Below are 15,930 nucleotides of genomic sequence, written 5' to 3'. Positions count from 1 at the left end.
AATATTCATTCCGGAAAGACTAGTTTAATAGAGTTTACAAATAATGTAATAGAATAATAGGAATGAATATTCATTCCTAAATAGATTTAAAAAATGAGAGTAGGAGAGGGTATTTGTGCAACTAAAGGAATGAATATTCATTCCGGAAAGACTAGTTTAATAGAGTTTACAAATAATGTAATAGAATAATAGGAATGAATATTCATTCCGTAACTAACGTAAATTTTAATCGCGGGAGATGATGCAAATGAGCAAGCTGAAAAATTGGAGAAATTTATCTTTTCTATTATGGATAGTTATTACCATTACAATGATCGTAACGATGCCTAATATGGATAAATTAGTGAAAGAAAAAGGGCACATTACGATTCCTAATACAGAACAAAGTAGTATTGCTGACAAAATGATAAAAGAAATGGATAAAGACGGGACAGAAAAGTATGACATTATAGTTGTTTTTAATAGTGACAGTAAAACAGCTTTAACGACTGAGCAAAAAGAGGAAATAATAAAAACAATCAACGCTTTGCAAAATGAAAAAGAACAATTAGGAATTAAAGAAGTTGTTTCACATTTAGATAATAAAGAATTAGAGAAACAATTAGTTTCTAAAGATAATACGACTATTTTAACGCAAATATCGATAGATAAAAAGCATGGTGAAATATCGAAAGTTACAAATAACCTTCATAATAAAGTGAAAACGAAAGGGGTAACAACGTACTTAACAGGAAGTGATTTAATAGCAGGAGATTTCCTTACATCTTCTCAAGAGGGAGTGAAAAAGACTGAAGTTATTTCAATCATTTTCATTCTTGTAATATTAATCATTGTATTCCGTTCACCTATTGTTCCAATTGTTTCTCTTCTTACTGTTGGGGTATCATATTTAGTTTCAATGGGGATTATTGCTCATTTAGTAGATCAATTTAATTTTCCATTTTCTAACTTTACACAAGTGTTTGTTGTTGTTGTCCTGTTTGGGGTTGGAACAGACTATAACATTTTATTATTTACGAGATTTAAAGAAGAATTAAGTAAACAAGAAAACGCATTTTTGGCTACGAAAGAAACATTTAAATCGGCAGGGAAAACCGTTTTATATAGCGGGATAGCAGTACTAATTGGTTTTGCATCTCTTGTTTTAGCGAGTTTTAAACTATATCAATCTACTTCAGCGGTAGCAATTGGTGTCGCAGTTTTATTACTAGTATTAACTACGTTAAATCCGTTTTTTATGGTGCTTTTAGGAAAAGGGATGTTTTATCCCGTTAAAACATTTAAAGGTCATGAAGACAGTCGTCTATGGGGATTCTTTGCGAAAAACTCAGTAGTGAGACCATTTGTAGCTTTAATTATTGTATTCGTGATATCAATTCCTTTCATATTAAAGTATTCTAATACACTTAATTACAACGATTTATTTGAAGTAGACAATAAATATGAGTCGAAAATGGGGATTAACGTAATAGAAGAACATTTTCCACCTGGTTTTTCTTCACCAAGTACGTTAGTCATTCAATCAAATAACAAGTTAGATGAGGCGAGTTCGCTTCAAACTTTAGATGAACTAACTGATAAGATTTTGAAAGTAAAAGGTGTTTCAGAAGTATATTCACCGACACGTCCAACTGGTGATAGGATTAAAGAACTATATATAAATAAACAAGCGGGTGAACTAAATACAGGTTTAGGAGATGCCAATGGTGGTATAAAGGAAATTAATGATGGATTAACTACTGCGAAAGATAAGATGGGTAATAAGGACTCAAATAGTCTTGCGAACGTTCAAAAGTTAATTGATGGAACAAATGAAGCGAAAAGTGGTGTATCAGCATTAGGAACAGCTTTAAATCAACTATCCAATGGCATAAATGACGGAGCACAAGGTGCGCAGCAAATTGAGAGTGGGTTAACGTCAGTAAATGAAAATATAAGTGTATTATCTCAAGCAACTTCACAACTTCATGCTGGCTATACACAGTTAGAAAAAGGTTTAAGTTCTTACGATCAATACTTCGGAAGTATTTCTCAAGCGATTGACGGTGCGAAGAAAGGTTATGAACAAATTGAAATGTTAATGACCAATTTCATTCAAACGAAACCAGAATTAGCAAATGATCCTAACATTCTGCAGACGATAGGAATTGCTAAAGAGGCTCAAAAGCAATTAGGTGGGTTTTCAAATGAATTAAATAAATTGAAAGCGCAGCATAATGCGGCGATGGGATCATTTAAAGAAGCGAATCAATCGTTATTGAAAGTGGATAATGGCTTAAAAGAAATGAACAATGGAGTTACTAAGTTACAAAAAGGAGCAGCTGATCTTAAAAATGGATTAAATGAAGGTGCTTCAGGTTCAAAACAAATTGCGAACAAGTCATCTGAGTTACAAACCGGATTAACGAAAATAAACGATGGGCAAGGTCAGCTATTAACCGGACTGAAAGACTTGCAAGAACAGATGGGTCAATTACAATCCGGACTAACTAAAAGTACAGAAGGCCTTGAAAAGGTAAGTAATGGCCTAGGGGATGCTCAGAAATATTTAGGAGAACTGAACGAATCAAAAAGCTCTGAGAAATTCTATATTCCAAAAGAAGTTTTGGAGGGAGAAGATTTCCAAAAAGCTTTGAATACGTACATGTCACATGATAGAAAGACTGCTAAAATGACAATCATTTTAGACGTAAATCCGTATTCAAAAGAAGCGATGCCAATTATTCAAGAAATCAATAACACAATAGATGGTACTTTGAAGGGGTCGGAATTAAATCATGCGAAAACAGCAATCGGAGGAACGACAGCTAGAAACGTTGATTTAAAAGAAGTAACTGGGCAAGATTTCTTACGTACAGCTACAATTATGTTAATTGGAATCGCGATTGTATTAATTGTGATTACACGTTCATTATTAAACACCATCTTTATTATTGGATCGTTACTATTAGCTTACTTTGCATCATTAGGGATAAGTGAACAAATTAGTACGCATATTTTACATGTAGATTCATTAAGCTGGAATGTTCCATTCTTTAGTTTCATAATGATTGTCGCTTTAGGAGTGGATTATAGTATTTTTGTAATGATGAGATACAATGAGTTAGAAGGGGACCCAGCGACGAAAATTGTAACTGCTTCTCGTCATATCGGAGGAGTCGTATTATCAGCGGCACTTATTTTAGGTGGTACATTTGCTGCATTAATCCCTTCAGGTGTATTAACGCTTATACAAGTAGCATCCGTAGTTGGCGTTGCACTTCTTCTATTAGCTTTAATTGTGATGCCGATATTATTACCGGCGTTAATAGGGTTAACGAGTAAAATGAAGAATTATGCAAAGAAATTAAGTGAAAGAAAATAAAAGAATCCCCTTTTAAAAGTAACTGGTTCAGTTATAGGAGATAAATTATAAAATAACATACAAATTAGGAATGCTAAATCACATATGATTTAGCATCCTTTTTTTATATAGTTCACTCAAATAATGGTGTACTATCTTTTTTAAAAGGTAAATGGAAAATTTATGTTAAAATAATGATGGAAATTATGAAAAAATGTTCTTAAACGAACGGTCAGGTTACTTTAAGAAGGGTTTTTCAAAGGAAATGTTGAATATTGTATTTTGAAGGAGTGATTGCAGTGGAGTAAGTAATTTTTTTAATCTTGGTTAAATACTTTGAAGGAAGGGATTTATAACTATGAATACAAAACTAATAATAGTAGAAGGTTTACCTGGATTTGGAAAATCGACCACTGCACAGCTAATAAATGAAATTTTAAGCCAAAATAAAATTGAGGTTGAACTATTTTTAGAGGGAAATTTGAACCACCCAGCCGACTATGATGGTGTATCTTGTTTTAATAAATTTGAGTTCGATAGATTAGTATCTAACAGTGGAGATTTTAAAGAAGTGCTTCTTAAAAGAGTTCTAAAAAAAAGAAGCAATTATTTATTACCATACAGAAAGATAAAAAATGAGTTTGGTGACCAGTTTTCGGACGAATTATTTAACGATATTTCAAGAAACGATATATATGAATTATCATTCGATAAAAATGTTGAATTAATTGCTGGTAAATGGCAGAACTTTGCTGGAATTGCTCTAGAAGACAATAAAGTTTATATCTTTGAATGTTGTTTCATACAAAATCCATTAACGATTGGGATGATCAAATACGGTGAACAAAAAGAAAAAATAATAAATTATGTAATGAAAGTTGCAAAAATCATAGAGAATTTAAATCCAATGTTATTCTATGTAGAACAAGATAATCTTGAATTTTCATTTAGGAAGGCATTAAAAGAAAGAAATCCAGAATGGGCCACAGGAATTGTCGACTATTACACGAACCAAGGCTATGGGAAAGAACATAACCATTCAGGAGTAGAAGGAGCGATAAAAGTTCTTGAAGCTAGAAGGAATTTAGAGTTAGAAATATTCGATATGTTAAAAATGAAAAAAGAAAAAATCAATAATACAAAATATGAAATTGACTCATATAGATCAATGTTAAAAGATAAGTTAACAATACAAATGGTGAAATAGCTTTTTACATTTAATTGAAGAAGGAAATAAAAATGCTCAGAATATTTTCTGAGCGTTTTTATTTGCTATTTATAATAGGAAACGGGGTGCGAAATGCATATAAATTATTTTGTTATTACTACATGCGGTTAAGGAAGTAAGAGATAAACATAATGCTCCAATTATTAATATTTTCTTCAAAATAACCCCTCTTAAAGTGTGTACGTAACTTTAATATAATAAAAAACAAAGGTTTTATTCAAGTTTGGAAAGAAAGGAATAGCAATCAACCGTTGCTATTCATCCAGCTTCTACTATATAATAGCTATAGTCTACAATAATTGAGTCGTAATATGCGATTTTTTAAGACAATCGGTGAGAAAACGCTGAAATAAGCGGTATTAGTAGGAGGACACAAATGATTACAGTAAGTAACGTTAGTTTGCGTTTCGCGGATCGCAAATTATTTGAAGATGTTAACATAAAATTCACGCCAGGTAACTGCTACGGTTTAATCGGAGCAAACGGTGCTGGTAAATCTACATTTCTAAAGATTTTATCTGGGGAAATTGAACCATCAACAGGTGACATACATATTACGCCAGGTGAGCGTCTAGCAGTATTAAAACAGAACCATTTCGAATATGAAGAGTTCCCAGTATTAGAAACAGTAATTATGGGTCACACGCAACTTTACAAAGTAATGCAAGAGAAAAATGCTATTTACATGAAAGAAGACTTTAGTGATGAAGATGGTATGCGTGCTGCTGAACTTGAAGGTGAGTTCGCTGAGCTTAACGGTTGGGAAGCTGAGTCAGAAGCTGCAATCCTTCTTAAAGGTTTAGGTATTGGTGAAGATCTTCATGATAAGAAATTGTCAGAATTAACTGGGGCAGAGAAAGTAAAAGTATTACTTGCTCAAGCTTTATTCGGTCAACCTGACATTCTATTATTAGATGAGCCTACCAACCACTTGGACTTAAAAGCGATTCAATGGTTAGAAAACTTCTTAATGAACTTTGAAAACACAGTTATCGTAGTATCCCATGACCGTCACTTCTTAAATAAAGTATGTACGCACATGGCTGACCTTGATTTCGGTAAAATTCAACTTTATGTTGGTAACTATGACTTCTGGTATGAGTCAAGCCAATTAGCTTTAAAATTAACACAAGATGCTAATAAGAAAAAAGAAGAGAAAGTAAAAGAGTTACAAAACTTCATTGCACGCTTTAGTTCAAACGCTTCTAAAGCGAAACAAGCAACTTCTCGTAAAAAATTATTAGACAAAATTACATTAGATGATATTAGACCGTCATCACGTCGTTACCCATTCGTTGGCTTCACACCTGAGCGTGAAGTAGGAAATGACTTATTAACTGTTGAAGGTCTTTCTAAAACAATTGATGGTGAAAAAGTGTTAGATAATGTGTACTTCACTTTAAATAAAGGTGATAAAGTTGCATTTATCGGCCGTAACGATATTGCGATGACAACATTATTTAAAATTCTTATGGGTGAAATGGAGCCTGATAGCGGTTCATTCAAATGGGGTGTTACAACCTCTCAGTCTTACTTCCCAAGAGATAACTCTAAGTACTTTGAGAATAGTGATTACAACTTAGTTGAATGGTTACGTCAATTTTCTCCACAAGATGAGTCTGAAAGCTTCTTACGTGGTTTCTTAGGCCGTATGTTATTCTCAGGTGAAGAAGTTAAAAAGAACGTTTCTGTATTATCTGGAGGCGAAAAAGTTCGTTGTATGTTATCTAAAATGATGTTAAGTGGTGCGAACGTAATCACACTTGACGATCCAACGAACCACTTAGACCTTGAGTCAATCACAGCATTAAACAACGGTTTAATTGCATTCAAAGGTACAATCTTATTCACATCTCATGACCATCAGTTCGTGCAAACAATTGCAAACCGCATTATCGAAGTAACACCAAACGGTGTAATCGATAAAGAGGCTACTTATGATGAGTTCTTAGAAAATGAGGAACTTCAAAAACAAGTAGATGCAATGTACAAAGGTCAATAATATATAATGAAAAAACTCGCTCTTTTTAGAGCGAGTTTTTTTGTCGAGAAAACGTAACATCGCTGGTCGGTCAAATGAATAATTATTCAAATATAATATTAATGAACAGGAGAATTTTTTCATGTATGAAGGGATGTAATGACTTTAAGATTTAAAGAGTTAGTTGAAGAAGGGAAATGTAAGTGGAGTAATATAATCAAATCGTATTATTTTGTCATGTGAAATATGTACCAAATTTGGAGATAGAATAGTTTGCGAATGAGTTTATAAAGGTATATAGTATGGGGTGTCATAATTAGTGGATGAATCTTGGGAGAAAACAGGAAATGTTACAAATTTATTTTGTTAAATAGAAACCAAGGTCAAAATGTCTAGAAAGAAATAGTTGAATAAATACTAGCTTCAAATTATAATTACTAATATTCTTCATATAGTTAAATAAAGATAATCTATTTGAAGAAGAAAATTTGAATAGAGAGACAGACTTATAAAAAAATAAGCCTTGGATGATCAAAAGAGGTGGAGAAATGAAACAGTTCTTATTAAAGAGCAAAAGTGTGTTAAGCAATCATTTTGGATTCTTTCTGTTTGCCGTTATTTTATTGTGGCTCAAAACATATGCAGCTTATGTAACGGAATTCAATTTAGGAATTTCAAACACAATTCAAAAATTCTTGCTGTTTTTTAACCCGCTTAGTTCAGCAGTTCTATTTTTAGGACTTGCATTATTTGCAAAAGGGAAACGATCTTATATTTGGTTAATTATCATTAATTTGTTATTGTCGATTCTTTTATACGCAAACGTAGTATACTATCGCTTTTTCAGTGACTTTATTACGTTCCCGACATTAACACAAACGAATAACTTTGGAGATTTAGGTGGTAGTATTCTTGCGTTGCTACATCTTTATGATCCATTATACTTCTTAGACACGATTATATTAATTGTGTTAGTCGCAACAAAATTTGCAAATCCAAAACCAATTCGTGTTGCGAAGCATAAATTATCTCTAGTATTTGTAGCAGGTATTTTATTATTCAGTGTTAACTTAGGTCTTGCAGAGTCTGACCGTCCTGAATTATTAACAAGAACATTTGACCGTAATTATATTGTGAAATATTTAGGTGCATACAACTACACAATTTATGATGGAATTCAAAGTGCGAAAGCATCGACAGAACGAGCATTAGCTGATGGCGATAATATGACAGAAGTACGAAATTATTTAACATCAACTTATGCAAGTCCAAATCCTGAGTATTTCGGTAAAGGAAAGGGAATGAACGTAATTTACATTCATTTAGAGTCATTCCAAAACTTCTTAATTGATTACAAATTAAATGGTCAAGAAGTTACACCGTTCTTAAACTCATTTACAAAAGATGCGAATACACTTTATTTTGATAACTTCTTCCATCAAACAGGACAAGGGAAAACATCTGATGCGGAGTTTATGTTAGAGAATTCAATGTTTGGTTTACCGCAAGGTTCTGTCTTTACAACGAAATCTCATAATACGTATCAATCAGCACCAGCTATTTTAGGACAACAAGGATACACATCAGCAGTATTCCACGGTAACTACAAAACATTCTGGAACCGTGACGATATTTATAAATCATTTGGTTTTAATAAATTCTTTGATGCGTCATACTACGATATGAATGAAAAAGACGTAGTAAACTACGGGTTAAAAGATAAACCGTTCTTTAATGAATCTATTCCGTTATTACAAACGTTGAAACAACCGTTCTATACGAAGTTTATTACGTTATCGAACCATTTCCCTTATCCAATCGATAAGGCAGAAGCAACGATTGAACCAGCAACAACAGGTGATTCATCAGTAGATACGTACTTCCAAACAGCACGCTATTTAGATGAATCTGTAAAAGGCTTCATCGATTACTTGAAACAATCTGGTTTATATGATAACTCAATTATTGTTATGTACGGAGACCATTACGGTATTTCAGATAATCATAACGCAGCAATGTCAAAAGTAATGGGTAAAGAAATGAACTCATTTGAAAATGCACAGTTACAACGTGTACCATTAATCGTTCGTGTACCAGGAGTGAAAGGTGGCGTACAACATCAATACGGTGGTGAAATTGACGTTCTTCCAACGCTATTACACTTACTAGGTACAGATACAAAGAATTATGTTCAATTCGGTTCTGATTTATTATCACCAGATCATAAACAAGTCGTTGCGTTCCGTAACGGTAACTACGTAAGCCCAACAGTTACTGCACTAAACGGCAAATACTATGATACAACTACTGGAAAACCTGTAGAATTTACAGATGAAATAAAGAAAAATGAACAAATGGTTCAAAACTCACTAAAATACTCTGACCAAGTCGTGAATGGTGACTTATTACGATTCTACACACCGGAAGGATTCACTCCAGTAGATCGTTCGAAGTATAACTATAACAACCGCGATAAAAACAAAACGAAGGTAAAAACGACTCCGGAAGGAGAAGCTAAATAAATAATAAAAGGCGCTATTCATATGAATAGCGCCTTTTATTTGTAAATATACCATCATTATGAGACAGAACCAGCTGTTGCTTTTTGTTTAGCCTTTCCGAAGAAAACTACACCGATGATGATAATAATGATAAATGCCCATTTAACGAAAGGGTTACTTTCGAAAAATCCAGCGAACCATTTCTCATCTACAATCATTTTCGCGGCAGTATAAGCTAAAACGGCTGCTCCAATCGTAATGATGACAGGAAAACGATCCACCCATTTTAAAATCAATGTACTGCCCCATACGACTACTGGAATAGACACTAATAATCCGATGATTACTAAAGAAAAGTTACCATGGGCAGCTCCTGCAACAGCGAGTACATTATCGATGCCCATTAACGCATCAGCAATAATAATGGTTTTAATAGCAGACCAAAATCCTTCTTCGGCCTTAATATCATGATCTTTGCCTTCAGCAATTAATTTATAAGCAATCCATATAAGGAGTACACCACCAATTAGAAGTAGCCCTGGTATTTTTAACAACCAAACAACAACTAAGGTAGCGAGGGCTCTAATCGCGATTGCCCCGATAGTTCCCCATATAATAACTTTCTTTTGCTGATCTTTCGGTAATCTTCTTGCTGCTAATCCAATTACAATGGCATTATCACCGGCTAACACTAAATCAATTACAATGATGGCAAGTAGGGCGGACAAATATTCAGGTGAAAGAAAATCCATATATATATCACTCCTTAAGAGTAATATGTACTAAAGTGTTGATAATATAAAAAAAGGATTGAAATTGTATATTCAATCCTTTTTTTGTCTGAATTCTGATATGTATGTTTTTATTTTGAATAAGTCGCTTTTGTAGTTTTTTACTTATCGCGTTTCTTTCTTAAATTGATTCCAAGCTTCTTCAGTTTGTACTATAAATACGATCATATAATATCGACTTATTTAAACTAGGTTAAAGATAGCATGTGATATTTCAAAGTTAAATTTATTTGATAAAAGGGAAGGGATGTATAATATTGATATGGTGCAAGCGTGTATAGGTTTTCTCTATAAGGAAATTCTAAAAACGATAAAAAAGACTTGATAACCTACTACAGGGAATCAAGTCTTTTCATTACATACGATTATCATGCCAGAAGTTTAATGGGAAGTGTTCGTTCTCATTATATGCTTCTAATTCATATCCTTTTTCTTTCAGTCCTTTAATAATTCCAGGAACTGCTTTTACTGATTGTGGATGAATATCATGCATAAGGATAACTTCTGTTGGATTTGTAGCACCATGTAACACGTTTTCTACAATTTTAGCAGATGCAGCATCAACTTGCATTTTGTTATATTTCCAGTCTAAAGAATCAATTGTCCAATCCCAAACTTTTAAGCCATTTTCTACAACTTTGTTGCGAAGAGCTTCGTTTAATCCTGGCATAGAGCCGTAAGATGGACGAGTTAATACTGGTGATTTACCTAAAACACCAGCGATTAAGCCTTGGTCTTCCTTCATTTCATCTACGTAATGACCTTCAGTGTAGAGTTTTTTGTAGTTATGAGTCATACTGTGCATCCCAACGTAGTGGCCTTCAGCATCTTCGCGTTTTACAAGATCAGGGAAAGCTTTTACGTTTGAACCAATTAGGAAGAATGTTGCTTTTGCATTTTCTTTCTTTAACATATCTAAAAGCTCAGCTGTGTATTTTCCAGGACCGTCATCAAATGTTAAATAAGCGACTTTTCTAACTTGCCCGTTATAATGTTTTGGCGCTTCTTTCGGAGCAAGAGATGTTTGAATCTCACTTACAAGTTGAACAGATTTTGCTTCATCCTCTGTACTAGCTAGAGCAGTATGTACTGATCCAAAAGCCACTTCGTATGTGAATAATACCCCCGCACAAACTAACATAGCCCTTTTTACTAAAGTTGTCATTCGAATTCCATTGTGCATAATTTTCCTTCTCTCTATAAAAGTTCTACTCTACTATATTAGCAATTATAGGTAGGGAAATGCAAAGAAACTTTTTTACAAGTGTAAAAAAGTTTAGCCAAAAGTATGCAAGATTTTAAAGGAATGTCATTTTTAAAGAAATGTCACAAATAATTGGATAAATTGAATTATTAATTGGAAACAATATAAGGGATATTAATTTTAGGAGGTGCTTTAATTGAATTATAAAAAAATGGTTTCAATATTTATGACAAGCATATTTACAGTAGGATTATTAATTGGTTGTAATCCAGCTCCAAAAGACGAAAAGGAGCCAGATCCAACGGAGGAACCTTCTGAACAAAGACAGGAGGAAAAAAATGAAAAACAAGATCCTGCTAAAGAAAAAAATAATGAATTAAACAAAAAGGATGAACAAGAACCAGACCCAACAGAAGAACCTTCTGAGGAACAAAAGAAGAAAAAAGAAAACGAGTAGTTGTAGTTTAATGAAATATGTAGCGTGACTTTGTAAAAAAGAATACTTTCTAACACATACAACCACTTTTCTTGTTTTATAAAAAGTGGTTGTATAAAACTGTATATGAATTTAAAAATTTCATGGATATAAATTTTGCTTTAAGGCTATTTATTAATTCATATAGTTTGTAATATTTATTTCCCCTAAAATGAAGCTTGAAATCAATATTAATCTCTCTTTACAAACTCTTCAATTATCATATTAAATTCACCTGTTAGTTTTATCAACAAACTTTACATTGTTACTGCCTTCCGTATTAAATACTTCATACAGCATAATTATCTCTCCTTAATTTAAACCTAATACACTCCTGATGTGTAATAGTAAGTATGGTTGTGTTAAAGTTGTGACAAAAAATTAATTGATTCGTTTATTTTATGAAGATTTGTGCTTTCTTTTAATGATTAAAGTGTTAAATATATTAGAAAGTTTTAATAAAATTAAAAACTATTACCTTGGAAGTAGGAAATAAAAAATTTATAGGAATGAGACTAAAGTCTTAAAACCGAAAGGAGGCTAATCATACTTTCGTATCACTTCATTTTCGTTCTAATTATTGATTCGAATATTTGTATTTAGCCGACTATATAATGCATTTCATGGTGTGGTGGAAGATACGAATAAAGCTGTACAAAGATCTGCTGATCGGTATATAAAGGCTCTGCAAGGAGAACTATTTCATACGTAATAGCTTATATTTCATCTCTACATTTATATAACTAGTTTTATATGAATTTTATACTAAAGTCCTATTGTTTATTAATTAATAGGTCTTTCAACTTAGGAAGCTCACACTAATGAGGGGTGTTAAAGGGAATATATGTAACCTATACTAATTACTATAAAGCTTTGGAAAATGAAAAGGAGGAGATTTGCATGAAGAATTGGGTTCAATTTAGAATTGCAAGACCAACAGATAAATTTGAAGAAGTGATAAGTTTTTATGAAACAGGATTAGGATTAAAACGTATAGGGGAATTTCACAATCATGAAGGATATGACGGGGTTATGTTTGGGTTACCAGATGAAGAGTATCATTTGGAGTTTACTTCACATGTTAATGGAAGTCCATGTCCGGCACCGACAAAAGATAATTTACTAGTTTTTTATATGCCTAATAAAGATGAAATTGAAAAGATAGTAAATCGATTAAGTAATATAGGCTATCATGAGGTGGAACCAGAAAACCCGTATTGGATAGAGAAAGGAACCACAATAGAGGATCCAGATGGTTGGAGAATTGTGATTATGAATGCATCTGAATAAGGAAACTATTTTCATATGAAATAGAGTGTAACAAAATGATTTAGACATAAATCCCTACAGTGTTTGTAGGGATTTTTATATAAGAAATTTTTATTGAGAGAGTTATTAAAATGTAGAAAGTATTTTGGCTAAGAACAAATGTAATAAACATAATTTATGAAGGAGGTATAAAAGTATGATAGTAAACCATTTTGAAGAGTTTTCTAAACATGTTGGAAATACACATCTCATTAAAAGTTCTTTCGTAGTTTATATCTTATTCTACGCAAAATTGATATCATCAAAAAACTGTATGTTTAACATATATAGTTTTTTGATGGTGTAGCTGTGCAATGTTTAGAAATTTCACATACCGTATTTTAAAAATAAATATAGGAAAAACAAAAAGTAATGTAGAATATATCGTACATACATATATACAGTCAACATAAAAGATAAAGAGGTGGGTATATGTTACTTGAGGAAGTAATGCAGCAACTAGAGGAATATGGAACAGAACAAAATCGAAAAACGTATAAAAACCACGGAGCGAAAGAGCCGTTATTTGGAGTTAGTTTTGCGAATTTAAAATTGTTAAAAAAGAAGATAAAAAAAGATCACGATTTAGCAGTTGGATTGTGGGAAACGAAAAATATGGACGCAATGACATTAGCAACTTATATTTTAGATCCGAAAAAAATAACGACAGAACAGCTTAATAGTTGGATTCAGGATGTTGATTATTACTGTTTAATGGATGTTCTGATGACATCTATATGTACTTCGCCAATTGCAATAGAAAGAATGGAAGAGTGGACAAAGTCTAATGATGAATGGATTGGAAGAGCTGGCTGGTCTTTATTAGCAAATATAGCGATTAAAAATAAAACGTTACATGATGATTTCTTCTCTCCGTACTTAGAAGAGATTAAAGAAAATATACATAATGAAAAAAATAGAAAAAAAGAAGCGATGAATAGTGCTTTAATCGCAATAGGAATTCGTAATGAAGACTTAGAGCGACAAGCGATTGAAATTGCAAGTGAAATTGGAAAAATAGAGGTTGATCATGGTGCAACATCATGTAAAACACCAGATGCAGAAAGCTATATAAAAAAAGCGAGAGAAAGAGCTGAAAAAAAGAAAGTGAAATAAGAAAAGAGGATCGGTTATGAAACCAATTGAAGCAGCACAAAACATAATTACATTACAATTTCCGAATTGTGATGTAGCTTTACTCGGCGGAAGCGTTGCACGAGGAGAAGCGACGAAAACATCTGACCTTGACATTGTAATAGTCGATCAAAGTTTAACTTCTTGCTATAGAGAATCTTTCTATAGTAATGGATGGCCTGTTGAGGTGTTTGTTTATAATTTCGAAACATATAAAACCTTTTTCAAAATGGATTGTGATCGAGGGAGGCCGTCGTTACCACAATTAGTTTCAGAAGGGATTGCCTTAAAAGGGGAACAGGAAATTGTTGAGAAATTAAAAAAAGAAGCGAATGATTTACTACATAAAGGACCAGCTAAATGGACCGAAGAAACGATTAAGCAGAAGCGATATTTTATTACGGATACTTTAGATGACTTTATTGGTGCAACAAAAAGAGAAGAAGAATTGTTTATCGCTAATTTATTAGCCGATTTAGTACATGAATATGTATTAAGAGTAAATGGTAAGTGGCTTGGGAGTTCAAAATGGTTTATTAGAGTGCTAAAAAGATATGATGAGCAATATGCAAACAAATTTGTAGCGGCTTTTGATCATTTTTATAAAACGGGAGGGAAAAATGAATTAATTCATTTTATAGAAAAGACGTTAGAACAGTATGGTGGAAGAGTGTTCGAAGGATTTTCTATTGGTAAATAAAGAGAGGAGAAAAAAATGAATGTACCATATGTTCAATTAAGAGAATTGACACTAGATGATGTAGAAGATCGCTATCAATGGTCATTAGATAGAGATGTAACAAAGCATTTAGTCGTACCAGATCAATATCCTCCGTTCACTCGTGGAGATACGAGAAACTGGATTGAAGCTTGTATAAGCCGAAAAAATGGTTATGAACAAAGGGCAATCGTTACTGAGACAGGTATACATATTGGATGGGTAGACCTTAAAAATTTTGATAAAACAAATAAAAATGCTGAACTAGGAATTGCGATTGGAAATAAAGACTATTGGGGTAAAGGATTTGGAATGGCAGCTCTAAACAGCATGTTACAAATAGGTTTTTCTCAGTTTGAATTGGAGAAAATTTGGTTACGTGTAGATGAAGATAATACAAAAGCTAAAAAGAGTTATGAAAGTGCCGGATTTGTATGCGAAGGGTTAATGAGAAATGATCGATTGAGACAGGGAAAGCTCATTCATCGCTATCGTTACAGTATATTAAAAGAAGAGTATGAATCAAAAAATAATAACCTATAAAAATATTATGTAAATTAAAAAGGGGAAAATAAAATGATTCGATTACTTACAAAAGCGGATGCAAAAAAATATTGGGAGTTGCGTTTACAAGCACTACAAGTAAATCCAGAAGCATTTATAACGACTTATGAAGAAGCAGTACGTCAAGAAAACCCCCTTGAACGAGTTGCTAGTAATCTTTCATCCAACAGTAGTTTTACATTTGGTGCTTTTAATAATGAAAATCGTTTAGTTGGGGTTGTTACTTTATTAACAGAAGAAAAAGACGCATATAAGCATAAAGGACATATCGTTGCAATGTATGTAGATACTGAAAATCGAAGAAGTGGTCTTGCACGTGATTTAATACGTAAAGCGATTGAAAGGGCAAAAGAGATGAAGCTAGAGCAATTGAATTTAGGGGTTGTGTCAACGAACGAACCAGCCAAACGATTATATGAGTCAATGGGATTTAAAATATACGGAATTGAAAAAAGGGCTATAAAAATGAATGGTGTGTATAGTGATGATGAACATATGGTGTTGTTCTTTTAAGAGAGGAAGTTTTGTATGAAAAAGGGGAAACCGCGACAATAAGATGGGGAATATGGCATATAGCAGATCATAATCGGTATCATCAAGCTCATATAAGTCGATTGAGGAAATTATACAGAGAATATAAACTACATATTCTTTAATTTTTGAATGAACGAACGCCCCTAAAT

The 15,930-nt window shown here is 32.7% G+C and carries 11 protein-coding genes and 3 pseudogenes; 12 read left to right on the top strand and 2 right to left on the bottom strand.

All coding sequences use genetic code 11. The annotated features are described in order from the left end of the window. The first annotated feature begins 247 nt into the window (after positions 1-247). The 4 genes from ACS2QP_RS08270 to ACS2QP_RS08255 all read left to right on the top strand — a co-directional run bounded on the left by ACS2QP_RS08270 (position 248) and on the right by ACS2QP_RS08255 (position 9,074). The gene (locus ACS2QP_RS08270) at positions 248-3,364 is read left to right on the top strand and encodes an MMPL family transporter (RefSeq protein ID WP_438882326.1); all 3,117 of its coding nucleotides are present in this window, start codon (positions 248-250) and stop codon (positions 3,362-3,364) included. A gap of 337 nt (positions 3,365-3,701) precedes the next feature. Then, positions 3,702-4,550, top strand: coding sequence for a hypothetical protein (locus ACS2QP_RS08265; protein WP_001093216.1), 849 nt, complete (start codon positions 3,702-3,704; stop codon positions 4,548-4,550). Positions 4,551-4,947: 397 nt separating this feature from the next. Further along, positions 4,948-6,573 carry an ABC-F family ATP-binding cassette domain-containing protein gene (locus ACS2QP_RS08260; protein ID WP_000633864.1) on the top strand — a complete coding sequence of 542 codons (1,626 nt, stop codon included), beginning with the start codon at positions 4,948-4,950 and terminating at the stop codon, positions 6,571-6,573. Between the two features lie 527 nt (positions 6,574-7,100). Beyond that, positions 7,101-9,074, top strand: coding sequence for an LTA synthase family protein (locus ACS2QP_RS08255; RefSeq protein ID WP_000808770.1), 1,974 nt, complete (start codon positions 7,101-7,103; stop codon positions 9,072-9,074). A 56-nt stretch (positions 9,075-9,130) separates the two neighbouring features. Here the strand turns inward: ACS2QP_RS08255 and ACS2QP_RS08250 are convergent, their stop codons facing one another. Together ACS2QP_RS08250 and ACS2QP_RS08245 are read right to left on the bottom strand one after the other, a co-directional pair. After that, complete coding sequence (locus ACS2QP_RS08250) at positions 9,131-9,805, bottom strand: TerC family protein (protein WP_000346943.1); 675 nt, start codon at positions 9,803-9,805, stop codon at positions 9,131-9,133. Positions 9,806-10,199: 394 nt separating this feature from the next. Next, positions 10,200-11,027, bottom strand: coding sequence for a peptidoglycan-N-acetylglucosamine deacetylase (locus ACS2QP_RS08245; protein WP_000551452.1), 828 nt, complete (start codon positions 11,025-11,027; stop codon positions 10,200-10,202). Positions 11,028-11,244: 217 nt separating this feature from the next. On the opposite strand from ACS2QP_RS08245, the gene ACS2QP_RS08240 reads away from it, so the two are divergent. From ACS2QP_RS08240 to ACS2QP_RS08205, 8 genes and pseudogenes are all read left to right on the top strand, one after another. Continuing rightward, entirely contained in the window at positions 11,245-11,505 is a 261-nt protein-coding gene (locus ACS2QP_RS08240; RefSeq protein WP_001106988.1) for a hypothetical protein, read from the top strand. A gap of 616 nt (positions 11,506-12,121) precedes the next feature. Beyond that, positions 12,122-12,235, top strand: a pseudogene (locus ACS2QP_RS08235) (hypothetical protein); the annotation flags it as partial. A gap of 188 nt (positions 12,236-12,423) precedes the next feature. Next, the gene (locus ACS2QP_RS08230; protein WP_000800665.1) at positions 12,424-12,813 is read left to right on the top strand and encodes a VOC family protein; all 390 of its coding nucleotides are present in this window, start codon (positions 12,424-12,426) and stop codon (positions 12,811-12,813) included. Positions 12,814-13,263: 450 nt separating this feature from the next. After that, positions 13,264-13,947, top strand: coding sequence for a DNA alkylation repair protein (locus tag ACS2QP_RS08225; protein ID WP_061457364.1), 684 nt, complete (start codon positions 13,264-13,266; stop codon positions 13,945-13,947). Positions 13,948-13,963: 16 nt separating this feature from the next. Further along, positions 13,964-14,724 (top strand): annotated as a pseudogene (locus ACS2QP_RS08220) (nucleotidyltransferase domain-containing protein). After that, positions 14,681-15,226 carry a GNAT family N-acetyltransferase gene (locus ACS2QP_RS08215; protein ID WP_001102499.1) on the top strand — a complete coding sequence of 182 codons (546 nt, stop codon included), beginning with the start codon at positions 14,681-14,683 and terminating at the stop codon, positions 15,224-15,226. The pseudogene ACS2QP_RS08220 and the gene ACS2QP_RS08215 overlap by 44 nt, the downstream one beginning before the upstream one ends. Positions 15,227-15,259: 33 nt before the next feature. Continuing rightward, positions 15,260-15,760: a GNAT family N-acetyltransferase gene (locus ACS2QP_RS08210; protein WP_000620313.1), complete on the top strand. Its 501-nt coding sequence runs from the start codon at positions 15,260-15,262 to the stop codon at positions 15,758-15,760. Then, positions 15,757-15,903: pseudogene (locus tag ACS2QP_RS08205) on the top strand (DinB family protein); the annotation flags it as partial. The gene ACS2QP_RS08210 and the pseudogene ACS2QP_RS08205, both read left to right, overlap by 4 nt. Positions 15,904-15,930 lie beyond the last annotated feature (27 nt).

It is taken from the genome of Bacillus cereus group sp. Bce019 (assembly GCF_051781745.1).
GTDB classification, from domain to species: domain Bacteria; phylum Bacillota; class Bacilli; order Bacillales; family Bacillaceae_G; genus Bacillus_A; species Bacillus_A cereus.
Note: the sequence above shows the minus strand (reverse complement) of the source record. Positions and strands in the feature narration are given on the sequence as shown.

Excerpts from the sequence above, each read along its gene's own strand:
- ACS2QP_RS08245 (WP_000551452.1), bottom strand. The coding sequence starts at position 11,027 with ATGCACAATGGAATTCGAATGACAACTTTAGTAAAAAGGGCTATGTTA.
- ACS2QP_RS08270 (WP_438882326.1), top strand. The coding sequence starts at position 248 with ATGAGCAAGCTGAAAAATTGGAGAAATTTATCTTTTCTATTATGGATA.
- ACS2QP_RS08255 (WP_000808770.1), top strand. The coding sequence starts at position 7,101 with ATGAAACAGTTCTTATTAAAGAGCAAAAGTGTGTTAAGCAATCATTTT.
- ACS2QP_RS08260 (WP_000633864.1), top strand. The coding sequence starts at position 4,948 with ATGATTACAGTAAGTAACGTTAGTTTGCGTTTCGCGGATCGCAAATTA.
- ACS2QP_RS08225 (WP_061457364.1), top strand. The coding sequence starts at position 13,264 with ATGTTACTTGAGGAAGTAATGCAGCAACTAGAGGAATATGGAACAGAA.
- ACS2QP_RS08250 (WP_000346943.1), bottom strand. The coding sequence starts at position 9,805 with ATGGATTTTCTTTCACCTGAATATTTGTCCGCCCTACTTGCCATCATT.
- ACS2QP_RS08230 (WP_000800665.1), top strand. The coding sequence starts at position 12,424 with ATGAAGAATTGGGTTCAATTTAGAATTGCAAGACCAACAGATAAATTT.
- ACS2QP_RS08215 (WP_001102499.1), top strand. The coding sequence starts at position 14,681 with ATGAATGTACCATATGTTCAATTAAGAGAATTGACACTAGATGATGTA.
- ACS2QP_RS08265 (WP_001093216.1), top strand. The coding sequence starts at position 3,702 with ATGAATACAAAACTAATAATAGTAGAAGGTTTACCTGGATTTGGAAAA.
- ACS2QP_RS08210 (WP_000620313.1), top strand. The coding sequence starts at position 15,260 with ATGATTCGATTACTTACAAAAGCGGATGCAAAAAAATATTGGGAGTTG.